Source organism: Streptomyces sp. NPDC041713 (genome assembly GCF_055591085.1).
In genome coordinates, this window is sequence record NZ_JBVIZY010000008.1 from 103,370 (window position 1) to 118,692 (window position 15,323).

Here is a 15,323-nt window from a genome sequence, read left to right on the forward strand (position 1 = left end):
GAATGGATGAGGTGAGCGGAGTGGACACCACTTCGGGACCGGCCCTGATGCTCGACGGCGTCAGCAAACGGTACGGGAAGGTGCAGGCCCTCGAACGGGTCTCACTGGAGGTCGAACGCGGCGAGTTCTTCGGCGTGCTCGGCCCCAACGGCGCAGGGAAGACCACCCTCGTCGAAATCATGGAGGGGCTGCGCATCGCGGACTCCGGCGAGATCTCGGTCCTGGGACGGAAGCCGTGGCCCCGCAACCCGGCCCTGCTGCCGCGGATCGGGGTCCAGACGCAGAAGTCCGCCTTCTTCCCCCGGCTGACGGCCCGGGAGCACCTGGTCACCGTCGCCGGGCTCTTCGGCTGCGAGGCCACCGCCGCTGACGGAGCGCTGTCCCTGGTCGGGCTGGAGAGCAAGGCCGAGGAACGGGTCGAGGACCTCTCCGGCGGCCAGCGCCAGCGGCTGGCCATCGCCTCCGCCCTCGTCCACGGGCCGGAGCTGGTGTTCCTCGACGAACCGACCGCCGCACTGGACCCGCAGGCGCGCCGCGCCCTGTGGGAAACCCTGCGCACGCTCAAGGCGATGGGCCGCACCATCGTCTACACCACCCACCACCTGGACGAGGCCGAGGCGTTGTGCGACCGGGTGGCCATCGTCGTCGACGGCTCGGTCGTCGCCCTCGGAGCCCCGCACGCCCTGGTGGGCGAGCACTCGGGCGCCACCAGCCTCCTGGTTCCGGCAGAGCGGCTCTCGGTGGAACGCGCGCAGGCCATTGCCGGTGTCGAGCAAGTCACCGTCGAGGGCGGCGCGGTGGTCCTGCGGACCCGCAGCACCGGCCCCGTTCTCGCGGAGATCGGCGAGATCGCAGGGCTGGACGGAATCCGGACCAGGTCCACGACGCTCGAGGACGTCTATCTGCAACTCACCGGAACGAGGGACCCCTCATGAGCGCCTACTCCGTCCTGACCCGGGCCACCTCCCGCGCCGCCTCACGCGACTGGACCGCGCGGTTCTTCACCTTCGTCTTCCCCCTCGTCTTCCTCTGCATCTTCGGGCTGCTCTACCGGGGGCAGGAGGTGTCGGGGAACGGCGGCGCGTACATCGACAACATCGCTTCCGGCGTTCTGTCGTGGGGCGTGGCCAACGCCGCTGTCTTCGGTGTGGGCTTCACTCTCATGCAGTGGCGCAACAATGACCTGCTGCGGCTGATCAGGATGTCACCGGCGCCGTTGAGCTCCGTGCTCGGTGCCCGCTACACCGTGGCACTCCAGGTCGCCGGCTGGCAGACCCTGCTGACCGTTGCCGTGGGCGTTCTGCTGGGCCTGCGCATCAACGGACCCTGGCCGCTGCTCGTCCCCGTGATGATTCTTGGTGTCACCGTTTTCCTCGCCATCGGTGCCGTGATCGGCTCACTCGCCAACACGCCCGAGGCGGTCGCGGCGGTCGCCAACTGCCTGATGGTGCCGATGGCCTTCCTCTCCGGATCGTTCCTGCCCCTGGAGTACCTGCCGCCATGGATGCGGACGGTGTCGCACATCCTGCCGTTGCGTCCCATGAACGACGCGGTGGCAGGTGCGCTCACCGGCCGCCACGACCTTGCGGGCATCGCCGTGTCCTGCGGTGCCCTGGCCGTCTTCGGGATCGTCTTCTCCGTGATCGCCGCCAAGACCTTCCGCTGGAGCAACTCAACATGAACACTGAATCGTCGACTCTCGCAGCCGATCCCCCGCTCTCGGCGAACGACGCGAGAACGCCACTGGAGACCGCCCGGCGCACCCTGCAACGGGCACTGGCCGACCGTTTCGCCGCCTCCCCGTCAGCCGGCCCGCCCGGCACACCAACGCCCCGGGTCGCGGCCCTGGGCGCGGCCGACGCGCTCGACACTGCGGCAGGGCAGGACATCGCGCTGCGCCGCGCGGCCAACGTTCATCTGACGGCCCAGGCCGTGCTCGTCGGCCCCTGGGGCGGTGGCGCGTCCGAGGCCTGCGGTCAGTGCCTGGCGATGCGCTGGCAGCGGCTGCGTTCCCGCTCTGAGCGGGACGCCCTGGAGACGGGCGGCAGGACCCGACTCGCCGCCCCACACGCCGCCGCGGCACAGGGACGGCAGCCGGCCCCCTGCACACCGCCGGCCGGCTGGCCGCTGTTCCCCGGATACCTCGTGGACGCGGTGTGGGACCTGTACGAGGCCGTCGTCCTGGCGCCGGCCACGCCGGCGGAGCAGGTCGCCGGGCACTGGGGACCGGGAGACCGGGGGCTGCCGCGGGTCTCCCGGATCGACCTGGAGACACTGCGGGTCCGGACCTTCCCCCTGCTGCCGGAACCCCTCTGCCCGGCCTGCGCTCCCCTGCACCCGGCGGCGGAGGCGACCGAACCCGTGCTGCGCTCCCGGCCCAAGCCCGCAGAAGACACCTACCGGTTGCGCCCGGTGACCGCCTACGAGCTGCCGAGCCTCGCGCTGGCCAACCCCGTCTGCGGCGCGCTCGGCGCCGGCACCTGGATCAATGTGACGTCACCGACCACCTCCCCGGTGGCGGGCAGCGTGTTCGTCCGCGGCTACGCGGGCCTCTCCGACGTGACGTGGAGCGGCCAGGCCAACTCCTTCGCCACCAGCAGGGGGTTGGCCTTCCTCGAAGGTCTCGAGCGGTACGCCGGTACCCATCGCCGCCGCAGGGGGCCGCTTCTGGTGGACTCCTACGACAACCTGGCGGACGAGGCCCTCGACCCGAGGAACTGCGGGGAGTACAGCGAGGAGACCTACCGGGACGACCCGATGGTCAGCCCCTTCGATCCCGCGGCAGCCATCCCGTGGGTGCAGGGGTACTCGCTGCGGGACGAACGGCCGATCCTGGTGCCTGCGCGGCTGGCCCACTACAGCGCCGGGCTCGCCGCCGACAACTTCGTCTTCGAGTGCTCCAACGGCTGCGCCATCGGCAGCTGTCTGGAGGAAGCCGTGCTGCACGGGCTCCTCGAACTCATCGAGCGGGACGCCTTCCTGCTCGCCTGGTACGGCCGGGCGGAACTTCCCCGGATCGACCTGGACACCCTGGACAGCACCGTCATCCGGGGCATGGTGGACCGTGCGGCGCTCCTCGGCTACGACATCCACGCGTTCGACAACCGGATCGACCTGCCCGTACCGGTGGTCACCGCCTTCGCCTCGCGCCGGGACGGCGGTCCCGGGAGGCTCTCCTTCGCCGCCGGCTCCGCGCTCGAACCCGAACTCGCCGTCGGCGCGGCCCTCTCCGAGGTCCTCACCTACATCCCGCACCTTCCGGGGCAGGTCCAGGAGGAGCACGACGCGCTCGAAGCGATGGCGAACGACTTCTCCCTCGTCCGGAACCTGAGCGACCACCCTCGGCTGTTCGGGCTGCCCGAGATGGCCGGACACGCTCCGGAGTACCTCACACCCGCGCGCACGCTGCCGATGGCGGAGCTCTACGGGACGGGACGGACGCGCGGCGGCACCGGCGGCCGGCCGGATCTGCTCGACGACGTACGGCACTGCCGCGACGCCCTGGTGGACGCGGGGTTCGACGTCGTCGTCGTCGACCAGACGACACCGGAGCAGGAGCGCATCGGGCTGCGGACCGTCTGCACGATCGTGCCCGGGCTGCTGCCCATCGACTTCGGATGGTCCCGGCAGCGTGCCCTGCGGACGCCGCGACTGCGTTCCGCCTTTCGCCGGGCGGGGTGGCGGGAAACCGATCTCTCCGACGCCGAGATCCGTCGTGTACCGCACCCCTTCCCCTGACCGGGAACGGATCACCGGGGGCGTACGCGGCGCCCCGTCCGGCGGAACATGCCGTACGGACGGGTGTGCCGCAACACGCCGGACGGGCGCCCGGCACCGGTTTCCCGGCCCCGGACGCCCGCGGCGTCACTGCTCAGGCGCTGCAGCTGGTGGTGCTGGTCGTGCTGCTGGTGGTGCTGGTGCTGCTGCAGCTGGTCGACCCGGCGAGGAGGACCTCGCTCTCGTCGGAGTAGTCCGAGATCTCGAAGGTCTCGGACTCCAGCTCGAGGATCTCCTGGGCGAGGGAAGCCAGTTCGCTCTTCGGTGCCATGTCGTCTCCATCGGTTGTGGACCGGCCGCAACGGTGTGCCGCCCGTCGTTGATTGACGACTCCATTCCAACGGGCCCCGCTGTCACGGACGCAGTCATTCCGCTGTCACACCTCTGTCCTCCACCACCCGATCGACACGGCATCGACAAGGGCCGTGGGAACGGACGCAGTTGATGCCGCATCAGAAAAATCGGTACGAGACCGTGCTGACATCCCTTCCAGACATTCTGTTGTCGGCGACCACCTTCTACCTCGACACGCACCGGCATCCCGAACTGTCGGGCTGCGAGGAGCGGACCGCGCGGGAGTTCGGTATGCGGTTGCGGTCAGAAGGCTATGAAGTGACCACGGGGATCGGCGGCCACGGAGTGGCTGGTGTCCTGCGCAACGGTGACGGCCCGGTGGTGCTGCTCCGCGCGGAACTCGACGCCCTGCCCGTCGAGGAGCGCACCGGGCTGGCGTATGCGAGCTCGGTGACCGTTCCCGGGCCCGACGGCGGGCGGATCCCGGTGATGCACGCCTGTGGGCACGATCTGCATCTGGCCGCCGCGGCCGGAGCGGCGGCCCTGCTGGCCCGGTCGGCGGGTCGGTGGCGTGGCACGCTGATGGTCGTGGGCCAGCCGGCGGAGGAGACCCTCAGCGGGGCGCGGGCCATGCTGGAGGACGGTCTGTACACCCGCTGCGCGGCTCCCGACGTGGTGCTCGCCCAGCACGCGGCGCCGTACCCCTCCGGCCTGGTGGCGCACGGGACCGGACCGCTGATGGCCGGCAGCGTGTCGCTGGAGATCGTCGTCCACGGCCGCGGAGGGCACGCGGCCACCGCCCATCTGGCAGTGGACCCGGTGCTCACCGCCGCGGCCGTCGTCCTGCGTCTGCAGGGTGTGGTCGCTCAGGAGACCGGCCCTGCCGAGCCCGTCACGCTCACCGTCGGGTCCCTGCATGCGGGAACCAGCGTGAACGTGGTGCCAGAGCGCGCGACCCTGGGGCTCACCGTCCGAGGATTCTCCGAAGCCGTGCTCGACCGCATGACGAACGCGGTCCGCAGGATCGTACGGGCGGAGTGCGCGGCCTCGGGCTGCGAGAACGACCCGGACATCCGCGTCGTCTCCCGGTCTCCGGTGAACGCCCCCGATCCATCGGCCTCCGCGGTCGTGCGAGCCGCCCACGAAGCCCACTTCGGCGTGCGACGGGTGGTCACTTCGCCGCCCTCGATGGCGACCGAGGACTTCCCGCTCTACGGGGACGCGGGGCACTCCCTGCATGGGAGGAGCGGGGTGACGAGCGCCTACTGGATGCTGGGTTGCGCCGCACCGCCGCCTGCCGCCGGTCCGGTTCCGGCGGAGCGGGACCGGGAGCACGGCCCGCCGCCCAATCACTCCCCGAGGTTCGCACCGTATGTGCGGACCGCGCTGCCGACCGGGATATCGGCCCTGACGGTGGCCGCCCTGGCTCATCTGGACGCGCGCCGACCGCCGTGCGGAGCGGGTCGACGGCACCCCGGAAGCGACCCGGGGCCGGTTCTGCGCGGCTGAGGACGCCGTGGCCCGCCGTGGTCGTCGGCCGAGCAGCCCCAGCCCGCCGGTGTTCTCCGCCACAGGCTGAACCTGGGCCCGTTGGTGGTGAGGGGGCGGCCTCAGGTGGTGCAGGTGCGGGTGCCGGCGCTCAACTAGGAAGCGAGGCGCCGCCATTGGGAGTGCGGATCCATTGACATGCGCCTGCCCGGCGTGGTGGTGTGGCTCAGCCACTCAGCCACTGACGGATCGCATCAGGGAAGGCCCATGAACACACTGCCCCGCGAGACCATCGTCGACGTCCTGGAGAGCCGTCTCCGGGAGGACATCTTCACGGGGAAGCACCCCATCGGCGGCTATCTGCCTCCTGAGCGGGAACTCGCCGACGGATACGGAGTCACCCGCACGAGCCTCAAGCACGCTTTCGGCCGCCTCTTGCAGGCGGGACTGCTGGAGACCCGGCACGGGGTCGGGACCCGAGTCCGTGACTACGCTCGGCTCGGCGGGGCGGATCTGCTGCCCATGCTCGTACGTCACAGCTCCGACTGGATCGAGGAAGTCTTCGAAGTGCGGCGCGGAGTCGGCACGCTCATCGCCGAGCGTGCCGCGGACCGAGCCACGGGGCGCGACCGCGATACGTTGGCCGATCTGCTCGATGCCGTGCGGGTGGCCGCAGATGTGGACGCCGTGCAGCTCGCCGACGCCGAGGTACACCGAGCACTGGCCCGAGCCACCGGCAACCGGGTGTACGTCCTGCTGACCAACACGCTGTTCAACGCGTACCTGCCCGTCCGATCGGCCCTGGCCGGCGCCTTCACCGATCCGGCCGCAGCGCACGATCGGCTGGCCCCTCTGGTGGGGGCTGTCCTTGCCGGGGACCGAGAAGGCGCGCGGGCGGCCGCCGACGCGTATCTCACCGCCACGGCGCGGATCATGCTGGAAGACCTCGCATGACGGCGCGCGGCACCTCGTTCACCGAGACGCTGCTCGGTACCGTCCGACTCGACGGGGAGGACCGTGACCGGCCGGTGCGACTGGACCTGACCGTCACATCCGACACTCTGGTACGGCTGGCCGCCACCACTCGTGCCTCCCTGTCCGGGCGGGTGAGGATCCAGGGACGGGCGGACGACGAGGGCGCCGAGGGCGAGCTGGAGATATCCCCGCTCGCTCGCCGCCGCATCCGCTACCGGCTCGGGTTCACCGTCGCGGGCCGCAAGCTCTCCCTGGACGGCTGGAAGTCCATCACCGCACTGCGGCCGCTGCGTTCCATGACCGTCATGCCCTTCACCCTTTACGAGGACGACGGTTCACGGGCCGGCGTCGGGACCCTGCGCTTCTCGGTCGCCACGGGGCTGCTTCCCTTCCTGCGGAGCGTCCGCTTCCCTAGGGCCGGGGCTCCCGCCCACCCGCACGCCCCGCGCTGGGCCGGCGAGCCGGGCCGCATAGAGGTCTGGTACACGTCCGTCAGCGACCCCGCGACCGGTGCAGGGCTGTGGCTGCACCACGAACTCGTCTCACCCGCCGACGGCTCCGCGGCCTACGTCCACGGCTGGATAGCCGCCTTTCCGGCCGCAGGTGCCGTGTCACACGCCAGGTTCGGACCGGAGCCGTGGCAGGGCACCACCGACGGTTTCATCTCTCATGACGTGGTCGCACGTGGAGGCCGACTGGCCGGTGAGGCGGGGGACTTCGCCTGGGACATCCGTGAACGTGCCGCGGACGGCGCGATGTTCACCTTCCCGCAGTGGTCGTGGCGACGGCAGGTGCTCCCGGCGGCACACATGCTGCCGGCCGCGCGCTCCACGTACGAAGGGACCGTCACCTATCCCGGCGGCACCATCGAACTCGCCGGTGCTCCCGGCGCGACCGCCCGGATCTATGGTCGCGGGAACGCACGCCGCTGGGCCTGGCTGCATGCCGAACTCGAAGGCGGCGGGGTGCTGGAGATCGTCGCCGCGGTGTCCACCCGGCCCGTCCTGCGCCGTCTGCCGCCTCTGGTGTTCCTACGGCTGCGCCAGGGCTCTCGGACCTGGCCTCGGCGTGCCGAGCGGTCGGCGTTCGGCTGGGTCGGCCTCGGCAGGTTCCGCGCCGACATCGGAACACCGGAGTGGACCGTGCGTGGGCGGGCCGGAACGCGACGCATCCGGGTGCGGGTCACGCAACCCCCGGACCGGACCCTGGCCCTTGAATACCAGGACCCGGACGGCAGTACGAACGTGTGCCGCAACAGCGAACGCGCCGACGCGGAGATCACCGTCGAACGCTGGTGGGGCAGGTGGCGCAACGAGCGGACATGGGTCCTGGCCGGAACAGCGCATGCCGAGGTGGGCGGCCGGTGATCGCCTCCGGAGTCGTGGCAGCGTTGCTGGGGACCGACGAGCGTGACGCGGGATGGGCGGACAAGGTGCCGCGCCGCCTGCACACCCTCCTGGCAGCGATGCCCGTGCCGGCCCGGGCCGGCCTACACGTGGGGGCCGCGGCGGTCGAGGCGTACGCCTTCGCCCGTACCGGTCGCAGCCTCGGCGCGCTGGATGCCGACAGCCGTGAGGACGTGATGCGCGCCCTGGTCGGCCGGCCGGCCGTCGCGGCATTGCTCGACCTCATCAAAGTACCCGTGCTGCTGGCCGCCGGTACCGAACGAATGCTGGGGCACACAGGGGATCCGGGGCCGCTCGACGCGGCCGGCGATCCACCGCTGAACTGCATACCGGCCACCGAGTGGCCCACGCGGACGACGGCGGACGTGGTCGTCATCGGCTCCGGAGCGGGCGGCGCCGTCGCCGCGCGCACGCTGGCCCGAGCCGGTTTGCGGACTGTCGTCGTGGAGGAGGGGGAGCACCACACCACCGCCTCGTTCGGACGACGCACACCACTCGACCGGTTCGGCGCTCTCTACCGCGACGGCGGCGCCACCGCCGCCTTCGGCCGTCCGCCCCTCCTGCTCCCCACCGGCCGAGCCGTCGGAGGAACCACGGTGGTGAACTCCGGTACGTGCTACCGCACTCCCGCCCACGTGGTCCAGCGATGGCAGCGCCGGTACGGCTGCTCTCTCGCCGAAGGTTTCGCCGAGCACCTCGACGAGGTCGAACGCACCCTCCGCGTCGCGACCCAGCCCCTCGACGTACTCGGCAACAACGGCCTGCTCGCGTTGGCCGGCGCGCGGGAGCTCGGGTGGAAGGCCGCTCCACTGCGCCGCAACGCGCCGGGGTGCAAGGGCTCCTGCCAGTGCGTCGTGGGCTGTCCGACCGGCGCCAAGCAGAGCGTGCAGCTCTCCGTGCTCCCTGACGCGTGTGCGGCGGGCGCACAGATCGTGACCAGTGCTCGCGTACGACGGATCCTCGTGGACCAGGACCGGCCTGGCGGCTGTGCGGCCGCCGGCGTGGTGGTGCGCCGGGCCGACGGCAGCGAACTGGAAATCCTCAGCCCTCTCGTGGTGGTGGCAGCCGGAACGCTGCAAAGCCCACCACTGCTGCGGCGATCGGGGCTGGGCTCCCATCCGGGCACCGGCGCCAACCTCAGCGTCCATCCGGCGACCAGTGTCGCGGGCAGGTTTCCGGGACAGGTGACCGCATGGCAGGGGGTGCTGCAGAGTGTCGGAGTCGAGGAACTGCACAGCAGTGGTGTCCTGATCGAGGCCACCGCGACCCCGCCGGGCATGAGCAGCTTCGTCCTTCCGGGCGTGGGCCGACAACTGAGGGGCGAACTGGAGGACGCCGGGCGGCTCGCCACGCTGGGAGCCATGATCGCGGACCGTGCTTCCGGAAGAGTCCTGGGCCGCGACCGCACCTTGATTCGCTACGACGTCCATCCCCGGGACGCGGGACGCCTGATGGCCGCCGTCCGGGCCATGGGCCAGGTACTGTTCGCCGCCGGCGCCGAGGAGGTACTGACGGGGATCGCGTCCGCGCCGCGCGTGCGGAACCTCGCCGCCCTCGACGAGGCGCTGGCGGGAGGAACGGTACGTGGGCTCCACCTGTCGGCCTTCCACCCCACCGGCACGGTCGCGGCGGGCGCGGACCCGGACCGTTTCCCCGCCGATGGCGTCGGCCGACTGCGCGGGGTTCGCGGGGTACTGATCGCCGACGGATCCGTTCTACCGAGTTGCCCGGAGGTGAACCCCCAGCTCAGCATCATGGCGGCCGCACTGGCCGTGACCGAGCGGTGGGTCCAGGAGTCGGGGGGCGAGGGGGCGGCCCGCGAGGTGGGGTGACGCGTTCCGTAGGGACCAGGTGGCGCTCACGATCAGCCGATCGGGGCCCGTTCGGACCGTTCCGCTCCCCGGAAGAGCAGCTGGTGCACGCTCGACCCGGCCCCCCGGGACGACTCCGCCCCGGGGCCGGGCACGGACGCAAGAGGAAAGTGACGTGGGATCCGTCAGCGGCGGTGTGTCGACTCTGCTCATCGACGGCCCAGCCGGGGTGGGCGATGCCGCTTCGCGACGGAGTGCCTGCGCCGTGCCGAGCAGAGTGGTTACGCCGCCGAGGACCACCTCGTATTCGTCGAGCCGACGCCGGTCGCAGAGGACGACAAGGCCACACTGCACTTGGAAGAGCACAACGGGCAGTTCACCCTTCACAGTTCACGAGAGTTCAGAGACTTCGGCGGCTCACGGAAACACCCCACTACCTCAGTCACTGAACGAGAGGGCGCCGGAGTGCGCCAGCAAGAGGCCGACGCGCCGCACGGCTGACGCCCACCTTCCTTCCCAGGACCCGCCGGTGACGGTCGTGTCGGGCGTCTGCTCGCCGCAACGGTCCCTGACCCTGCACCCTGTCGATCAAACTTGGATGACACACGCTCAGGGTTCGCCGGCACAGAACATCAGAGAGCCCGACCATCGTAGGACTCCGACCGTGCACTCTCGCTGTCCAGCCAGCAACTTCAAGCGGCTACCGCCGTTCTCCTTGACGGACGCGAACATCAGATCCGTGAAGGAGTGGCGCAATGGTGGCCCGCATGTCGGTGGCGCGCGCGCGATGGGTAGCGCTTGGGGCTGTGCTTCTAGTGGCCGGTGCGGCCTGGTTGATGCCGGTCTCGATCGCCGCGTTCGGCAGGGACGGGACGGTGATCGAGAACACGGAGGCGGTTCGAGCGCGGCACGCGGGAGAGCGCCTGGGGGCTTTGCCCGCTGATCTGGTCTTGACGGTCACCGGTCCAGGACGGAGCGGGCGGAAGGCGGTGCTGGCTGCTCAGGCCGTCTCGGCTGCCCTTTCCCACGAGTCCGGCGTGCGCGCCGTGTGGTCCGGCGAGAGCCGGGATCAGTCGTGGCTGCGTTCTCGTGACGGCGCTGACGTGTTGGTCCTGGCCAGGCTGAAGGGATCTGTACACGACCGGGAGAAGACGGCCGACCGTCTGGTGGAGCGGGCGCGAGCCGTGGTGCCCGCGTCCACGGTCCAGGCCGGCGGGCCGTCTTGGACGCTGGGCCGCGTGGACAGCCGTATCGAGCACGACTTGCTGCGTGTCGAACTGCTGGCCGCTCCCGTTGTGTTCGTGCTGCTGCTCGTCACCTATGGCTCGTTCGTGAGTGCTCTGATGCCGGTGGTGGTCGCCGGGGTCGCGGTGGCCTGCACCATTCCGTTGCTCGGTGGAATTGCGCGGTTCGTCGACATTTCGTCGTTCGCGGTGAACGCTGCTCTTGCTATCGGGTTCGGCCTTGCCGTCGACTACACGCTGTTTCTCCTCGCCCGGTACCGGGAAGAACTCGCCAACGGCTCGTCCCGTGTCGAGGCATTGGCCGTCGCTGTCCGGACCAGTGGACGCTCGCTGGTCTTCTCCGCCGCCGCGGTCACGGTGTGCCTGGCCGCAACGACTGTCATCCCGGTCCCTCTGGTCCGGGCGCTCGCCTTGGCGGGGGTGACGGTCACGCTCCTATCGGCCACTGCAGCGCTGCTGCTGACACCTGCCTGCGTGGTCCTGCTGGGGCCGCTTTGCGAGAGTGGTGACCCCTTCCGCCGCTGGCGGCGCACCAGGCTCGGCCAGGGCAGCCCTTTCTGGCGCCGGACGGCGCAGTTGGTGACCCGGCGGTGGGCTGTGGCCGGCGGGGTTGCCGTGGTGCTCCTGGCGATGCTGGCGTGGCCCTTCGTTCACGCTCGGCTGGGCATCATGGACTACCGCGTGATGCCCGCTTCTTCACCTGTGGCGTCCGCCGGCGAACGGGTCAGAGCCGAGTTCGTCGGCGCGCCGGAGCAGGTGGTCCCGGTGGTGTTGTCCGGGTCGGTGCCAGTGGAGAGGCTGGCCGGGTACCGGCACGCGCTGGCTGACGTTCCAGGCGTGGCCGACGTGCGGGTGGCGGCTGGTTCGCCCAGAGCGGGAACCGTCCTCGCCGCTGCGACAACCGTGCGGGCAGGAAGCAGCAGCGCCGCTGCTCTGGTCAAGGGAATCCGGGCGGTTCCTGCGCCGGGGCCGGTCATGGTGGGCGGGCGAGCCGCCGAGGTCGAGGACACGCTGTCTGCAGCCAAGGAGGCGCTGCCCTGGGCCGTGACGTTGCTCGCCGCGGGGCTCGCACTCCTCCTGGCGCTGTTCACCCGCAGCGTCGTCGCTCCCCTCAAGGCGCTTGCCGTGGCCGTTGTCAGTCTCGGCGCGAGTCTGGGAGCGGTGGTCGCTGTCTTCCAGGAAGGGAAGGCTCGTGGCACCCTGGGCGGATTCACGGTCACGGGGACACTTGACATCTCGCTGCTGCTGTTCACCTTGGCCATCGCCCTGGCGCTGTCGGTGGACTACGAGGTCTTCCTGCTGGGGCGGATTCGCGAGGAGTACCAGCGCACTGCGGACAACCGGGCCGCCGTGGTGGAGGGCATCGCCCGCACGGGGCGACTCATGACGTCCGCCGCGCTGGCCGTGGCGATCTCCACGTCAGCCATGGTCGCCTCCTCCGTGTCCGTCATCAAGATGATCGGGGCAGGGGTGGCCCTTGCGGCACTTGTCGACGCAGTCTTGGTCCGGGGCGTTCTGGTACCGGCCGTGATGGCGGCACTCGGTCCTGCCAACTGGTGGCTTCCCGCGCGAGGACGTCGGTGCAGCCACCTGTCTGTCCGGTCGGAAGCAATCTGACCGGAGCGGGTTCTGGTGGTGGGCTTCCTGCCGAAGAGGCGGCTCAGCAGCGTTACCCGGTGTTCTGTATATGGAGGATGCAATGGGTGATGGCGGCCCGCGATGGTCTGCAGCATGTGCACGGATGCGCGATGGCCTTCTCGGCGATCAGACCGAGGCGTGCCCGCTCGTCGTGTCACATGAGAGCCGTGGCGATGGCGAGAGGTGCGCGGCAACCGCCTTCCGTCCTGCCCCGGGCAGGGTGAGCGTGGGCACCGCATGACAACGCACCCAGCTCCTGTCGCCGGGCCCGTGGACCGAGTCCTGTTGGGGACCGGCACAACTTGCGGCTACGTATTGGACTTCGAGGGGCGGGCCCCCCACCCCGAGAGGTTGGTCGAACGTGTGCTTCGGCGGGCGGCTTCGCTCACGTCGCTGCGACTGCTGCCTCCTTCTCCGGGTCGGCACCGGTGGAGGAGGCAGCCGGAGCCGTTGAGCGGGGATGCGCATGTGCGGACGCGTGTCTGTTGCCCGGAGCCGGGCGGACTGACCGAGGCGACCGACGCTCTGATGAACCAGGCGCTCGCTGGATACCCGCACCCGCCTTGGGACGTCTGGCTGCTGCATGCCCCCGGCCGGGAGACGTTCCGTATCGTCTACCGCGTCCACCATGCCCTCCAGGACGGTGCGAGTGCCGCGCATGTCATGCTCGACCTTCTGTCCGACCAGGTGACCGCTGGGCCACGGCCCCACCGGGCCGCGGTACCCACGGTGAGGGGTGCACTCCTCGCCGGACAGTCATTCCTGACCGCTCTGCGTTCCGACGGGACATGGCCGGTTCTGCGCGCGACGCCGGCTCACCGCACCCGCTGGATCCACACGGACGTGAGCGAAGTCCGTCTGCGTGAGCTGGCGGTTCGGCACGATGCCACCGTGAACGACGTGTGTCTGGCCGGACTGGCCTGTGCGCTCGGGCACTGGTACCGCACGGTGTCCGGCGCGCTGCCCGACCCTCGGGAACTGGCGGTGCTGGTACCCATGTCCGTCCGTCAGGACAGCGAGCGGTACGCGGTCGGTTCCCGGGTCACCGCCCACCATGTCGGACTTCCCCTTGGGCTGCCCGACCTGGGGCAGGCCGTCCACAGCGTCCGAGGGCAGACACAGGCCGTGCGCGCCCACCGGGTCCGGGACGCCTCGCGTCTCGCACTGGAACTCCTTCCGCCGGCACTCGGGCGCCGCATGACCGGCATGACCCTCGGCCGGACAGCGGCTCCCGTGCTGGCCAGCAGCATCACCCTGCCTTCTCGGTTCACCTGCTTCGATGGGCGGTTGAGCGCGGCGTCTCTGGTGTGCGACCTCTTCGGGGGTCGCCTGTGTTACGTCTCCTTCACCCGCGCTGCTGGAGTGCTGCGGTGCGGGATCGTCGCCGACGAGGCATTGCCCGAAGCCCAGGATCTACCCGGCCTGTGGCGCGATGCCGTCACCGCCGTGAACAGTCGATCAGATTCGTAATCATGTGACTACACACGGTTTTGACTCAATGTGCACCGATAGATCATGCTGAGCGTCGTGACGGTTCTGCTGACCGGCGCCACCGGGTACCTGGGATCCCGTGTCGCTCATGCCCTGCTCACCACTCGCGACGAACGAGTCATCGCCTTGGGCCGCGGTGCAACCGCGCTGCTACGTGGTCGCGTGCTCGACGCGTTGAGCACGCTCGGCGACGGGGCGGCCGGGGCGAGCCGTTCCGGTCGGCTGCGCTGCGTGAGTGGTGATGTCGCCGAACCGTGGCTGGGCCTCTCTCCGGCGCTTTACGCTCGTATCGCCCGGGAGGTGGACGCGGTGTGGCATTGCGCCGGGGACATCGCCCTCACCGGCGAGCGTGACCGGTTGTTCCGGGTCAACGTCCAGGGCACGGCGAGGATGCTGGAATTGATGGACCTGACGTCGGCCCACTGCCGGTTCGTCCACCTGAGCACCATGGCTGTGGCCGGGGCACGCCCCGACGGACGCGTCATGGAGGACGACCTGTCGGACGAGTACGGATTCGAGACGCACTACGACGCATCGAAGTTCGAAGCGGAAAGAGCAGTACGACAATGGGCCGACCGGCACGGGAGGTCGGCCGTGGTGCTGAGGCCAGGGATCGTCGCCACGGACCGACCGCAGCCGGGCGCCGCGGCCGGTCATCCACTGTCCGTGCTGGGCTCGATGATCGAGGCCGTGGCGCGCGGCGGCGCCCCCGGCATTCCAGCGCAGCGGTCCGACGGCCCGCCGGTGCACCTGCGCCTGGCCGCCTCGCCGACGGCGACGCTCAACATCGTTCCCGACCGTCATGCCACGGAGGCGATGATCCGGATCGGATACGACTCGCCTGACGAGGGAACGGGAGGCGTTCGGACATTCCACGTGGTGCACGGGCGCAACATCACGATCGAGGCCCTGTTCTCCGTACTGGAGCAGCAGTACTCGGGCCTGCGTATCGAGTGTGTCGGGGATGAGCCGCAGGGCGCCACGGAGGCCGAGCGGCACATCGCCACCCATCTCACCGGATTCCTCAGCTACTGCCGTCACCGGCGCACCTACGATCGCTCCCGCGCTCTCGCCGCCACACCCGGGCTGGACGAGCCGGGCCCCATCGACCCGGCGTTCCTCCGCGGGGCGCTCGGCTTCTCGCTGCCGGTCGTCGACTCCGTCTGACCGTACTTGCCCTCCCCGCCGACAGAACACCG

11 protein-coding genes are annotated in these 15,323 nt (G+C 70.5%); 10 read left to right on the top strand and 1 reads right to left on the bottom strand.

Annotation, left to right across the window (positions count from 1 at the left end; genetic code table 11):
• The first annotated feature begins 2 nt into the window (after window positions 1-2).
• Genes ACZ6CV_RS24325 through ACZ6CV_RS24335 form a run of 3 tightly spaced genes read left to right on the top strand, consistent with a single transcriptional unit; the run spans window position 3 to window position 3,738 of the window.
• On the top strand, window positions 3-935 hold the full coding sequence (locus ACZ6CV_RS24325; RefSeq protein ID WP_469252829.1) for an ABC transporter ATP-binding protein: 933 nt from the start codon (window positions 3-5) through the stop codon (window positions 933-935).
• Window positions 932-1,681, top strand: a complete 750-nt coding sequence (locus tag ACZ6CV_RS24330; protein ID WP_469252830.1) for an ABC transporter permease — start codon at window positions 932-934, stop codon at window positions 1,679-1,681. Before ACZ6CV_RS24325 ends, ACZ6CV_RS24330 begins: the two co-directional genes overlap by 4 nt.
• Window positions 1,678-3,738, top strand: a complete 2,061-nt coding sequence (locus ACZ6CV_RS24335) for a TOMM precursor leader peptide-binding protein (RefSeq protein ID WP_469252831.1) — start codon at window positions 1,678-1,680, stop codon at window positions 3,736-3,738. The genes ACZ6CV_RS24330 and ACZ6CV_RS24335 overlap by 4 nt, the downstream gene beginning before the upstream one ends.
• 133 nt (window positions 3,739-3,871) lie before the next feature.
• On the opposite strand, the gene ACZ6CV_RS24340 is transcribed toward ACZ6CV_RS24335, so the two are convergent.
• On the bottom strand, window positions 3,872-4,048 hold the full coding sequence (locus tag ACZ6CV_RS24340; RefSeq protein WP_097215166.1) for a thiazolylpeptide-type bacteriocin: 177 nt from the start codon (window positions 4,046-4,048) through the stop codon (window positions 3,872-3,874).
• 173 nt (window positions 4,049-4,221) lie between these two features.
• Between ACZ6CV_RS24340 and ACZ6CV_RS24345 the strand changes: the two genes are divergently transcribed.
• The 7 genes from ACZ6CV_RS24345 to ACZ6CV_RS24375 all read left to right on the top strand — a co-directional run bounded on the left by ACZ6CV_RS24345 (window position 4,222) and on the right by ACZ6CV_RS24375 (window position 15,291).
• A complete protein-coding gene (locus ACZ6CV_RS24345) occupies window positions 4,222-5,580 on the top strand; it encodes an amidohydrolase (RefSeq protein ID WP_469252832.1) in 1,359 nt (452 codons plus the stop codon).
• Window positions 5,581-5,826: 246 nt separating this feature from the next.
• Window positions 5,827-6,513: a FadR/GntR family transcriptional regulator gene (locus ACZ6CV_RS24350; RefSeq protein WP_469252833.1), complete on the top strand. Its 687-nt coding sequence runs from the start codon at window positions 5,827-5,829 to the stop codon at window positions 6,511-6,513.
• Complete coding sequence (locus tag ACZ6CV_RS24355; protein ID WP_469252834.1) at window positions 6,510-7,901, top strand: hypothetical protein; 1,392 nt, start codon at window positions 6,510-6,512, stop codon at window positions 7,899-7,901. The genes ACZ6CV_RS24350 and ACZ6CV_RS24355 overlap by 4 nt, the downstream gene beginning before the upstream one ends.
• A complete protein-coding gene (locus ACZ6CV_RS24360) occupies window positions 7,898-9,772 on the top strand; it encodes a GMC family oxidoreductase (RefSeq protein WP_469252835.1) in 1,875 nt (624 codons plus the stop codon). Before ACZ6CV_RS24355 ends, ACZ6CV_RS24360 begins: the two co-directional genes overlap by 4 nt.
• Before the next feature lie 734 nt (window positions 9,773-10,506).
• Entirely contained in the window at window positions 10,507-12,612 is a 2,106-nt protein-coding gene (locus tag ACZ6CV_RS24365; protein WP_469252836.1) for an MMPL family transporter, read from the top strand.
• A 258-nt stretch (window positions 12,613-12,870) separates the two neighbouring features.
• Window positions 12,871-14,103, top strand: coding sequence for a wax ester/triacylglycerol synthase domain-containing protein (locus ACZ6CV_RS24370; protein ID WP_469252837.1), 1,233 nt, complete (start codon window positions 12,871-12,873; stop codon window positions 14,101-14,103).
• Between the two features lie 45 nt (window positions 14,104-14,148).
• The gene (locus tag ACZ6CV_RS24375) at window positions 14,149-15,291 is read left to right on the top strand and encodes an SDR family oxidoreductase (RefSeq protein WP_469252838.1); all 1,143 of its coding nucleotides are present in this window, start codon (window positions 14,149-14,151) and stop codon (window positions 15,289-15,291) included.
• The last annotated feature ends 32 nt before the right edge of the window (window positions 15,292-15,323 follow it).

Bases quoted from the DNA above. Each gene is read 5' to 3' on its own strand.
- ACZ6CV_RS24350 (WP_469252833.1), top strand. From the start codon at position 5,827: ATGAACACACTGCCCCGCGAGACCATCGTCGACGTCCTGGAGAGCCGT.
- ACZ6CV_RS24340 (WP_097215166.1), bottom strand. From the start codon at position 4,048: ATGGCACCGAAGAGCGAACTGGCTTCCCTCGCCCAGGAGATCCTCGAG.
- ACZ6CV_RS24365 (WP_469252836.1), top strand. From the start codon at position 10,507: ATGGTGGCCCGCATGTCGGTGGCGCGCGCGCGATGGGTAGCGCTTGGG.
- ACZ6CV_RS24335 (WP_469252831.1), top strand. From the start codon at position 1,678: ATGAACACTGAATCGTCGACTCTCGCAGCCGATCCCCCGCTCTCGGCG.
- ACZ6CV_RS24325 (WP_469252829.1), top strand. From the start codon at position 3: ATGGATGAGGTGAGCGGAGTGGACACCACTTCGGGACCGGCCCTGATG.
- ACZ6CV_RS24370 (WP_469252837.1), top strand. From the start codon at position 12,871: ATGACAACGCACCCAGCTCCTGTCGCCGGGCCCGTGGACCGAGTCCTG.
- ACZ6CV_RS24345 (WP_469252832.1), top strand. From the start codon at position 4,222: ATGCCGCATCAGAAAAATCGGTACGAGACCGTGCTGACATCCCTTCCA.
- ACZ6CV_RS24355 (WP_469252834.1), top strand. From the start codon at position 6,510: ATGACGGCGCGCGGCACCTCGTTCACCGAGACGCTGCTCGGTACCGTC.
- ACZ6CV_RS24375 (WP_469252838.1), top strand. From the start codon at position 14,149: ATGCTGAGCGTCGTGACGGTTCTGCTGACCGGCGCCACCGGGTACCTG.
- ACZ6CV_RS24330 (WP_469252830.1), top strand. From the start codon at position 932: ATGAGCGCCTACTCCGTCCTGACCCGGGCCACCTCCCGCGCCGCCTCA.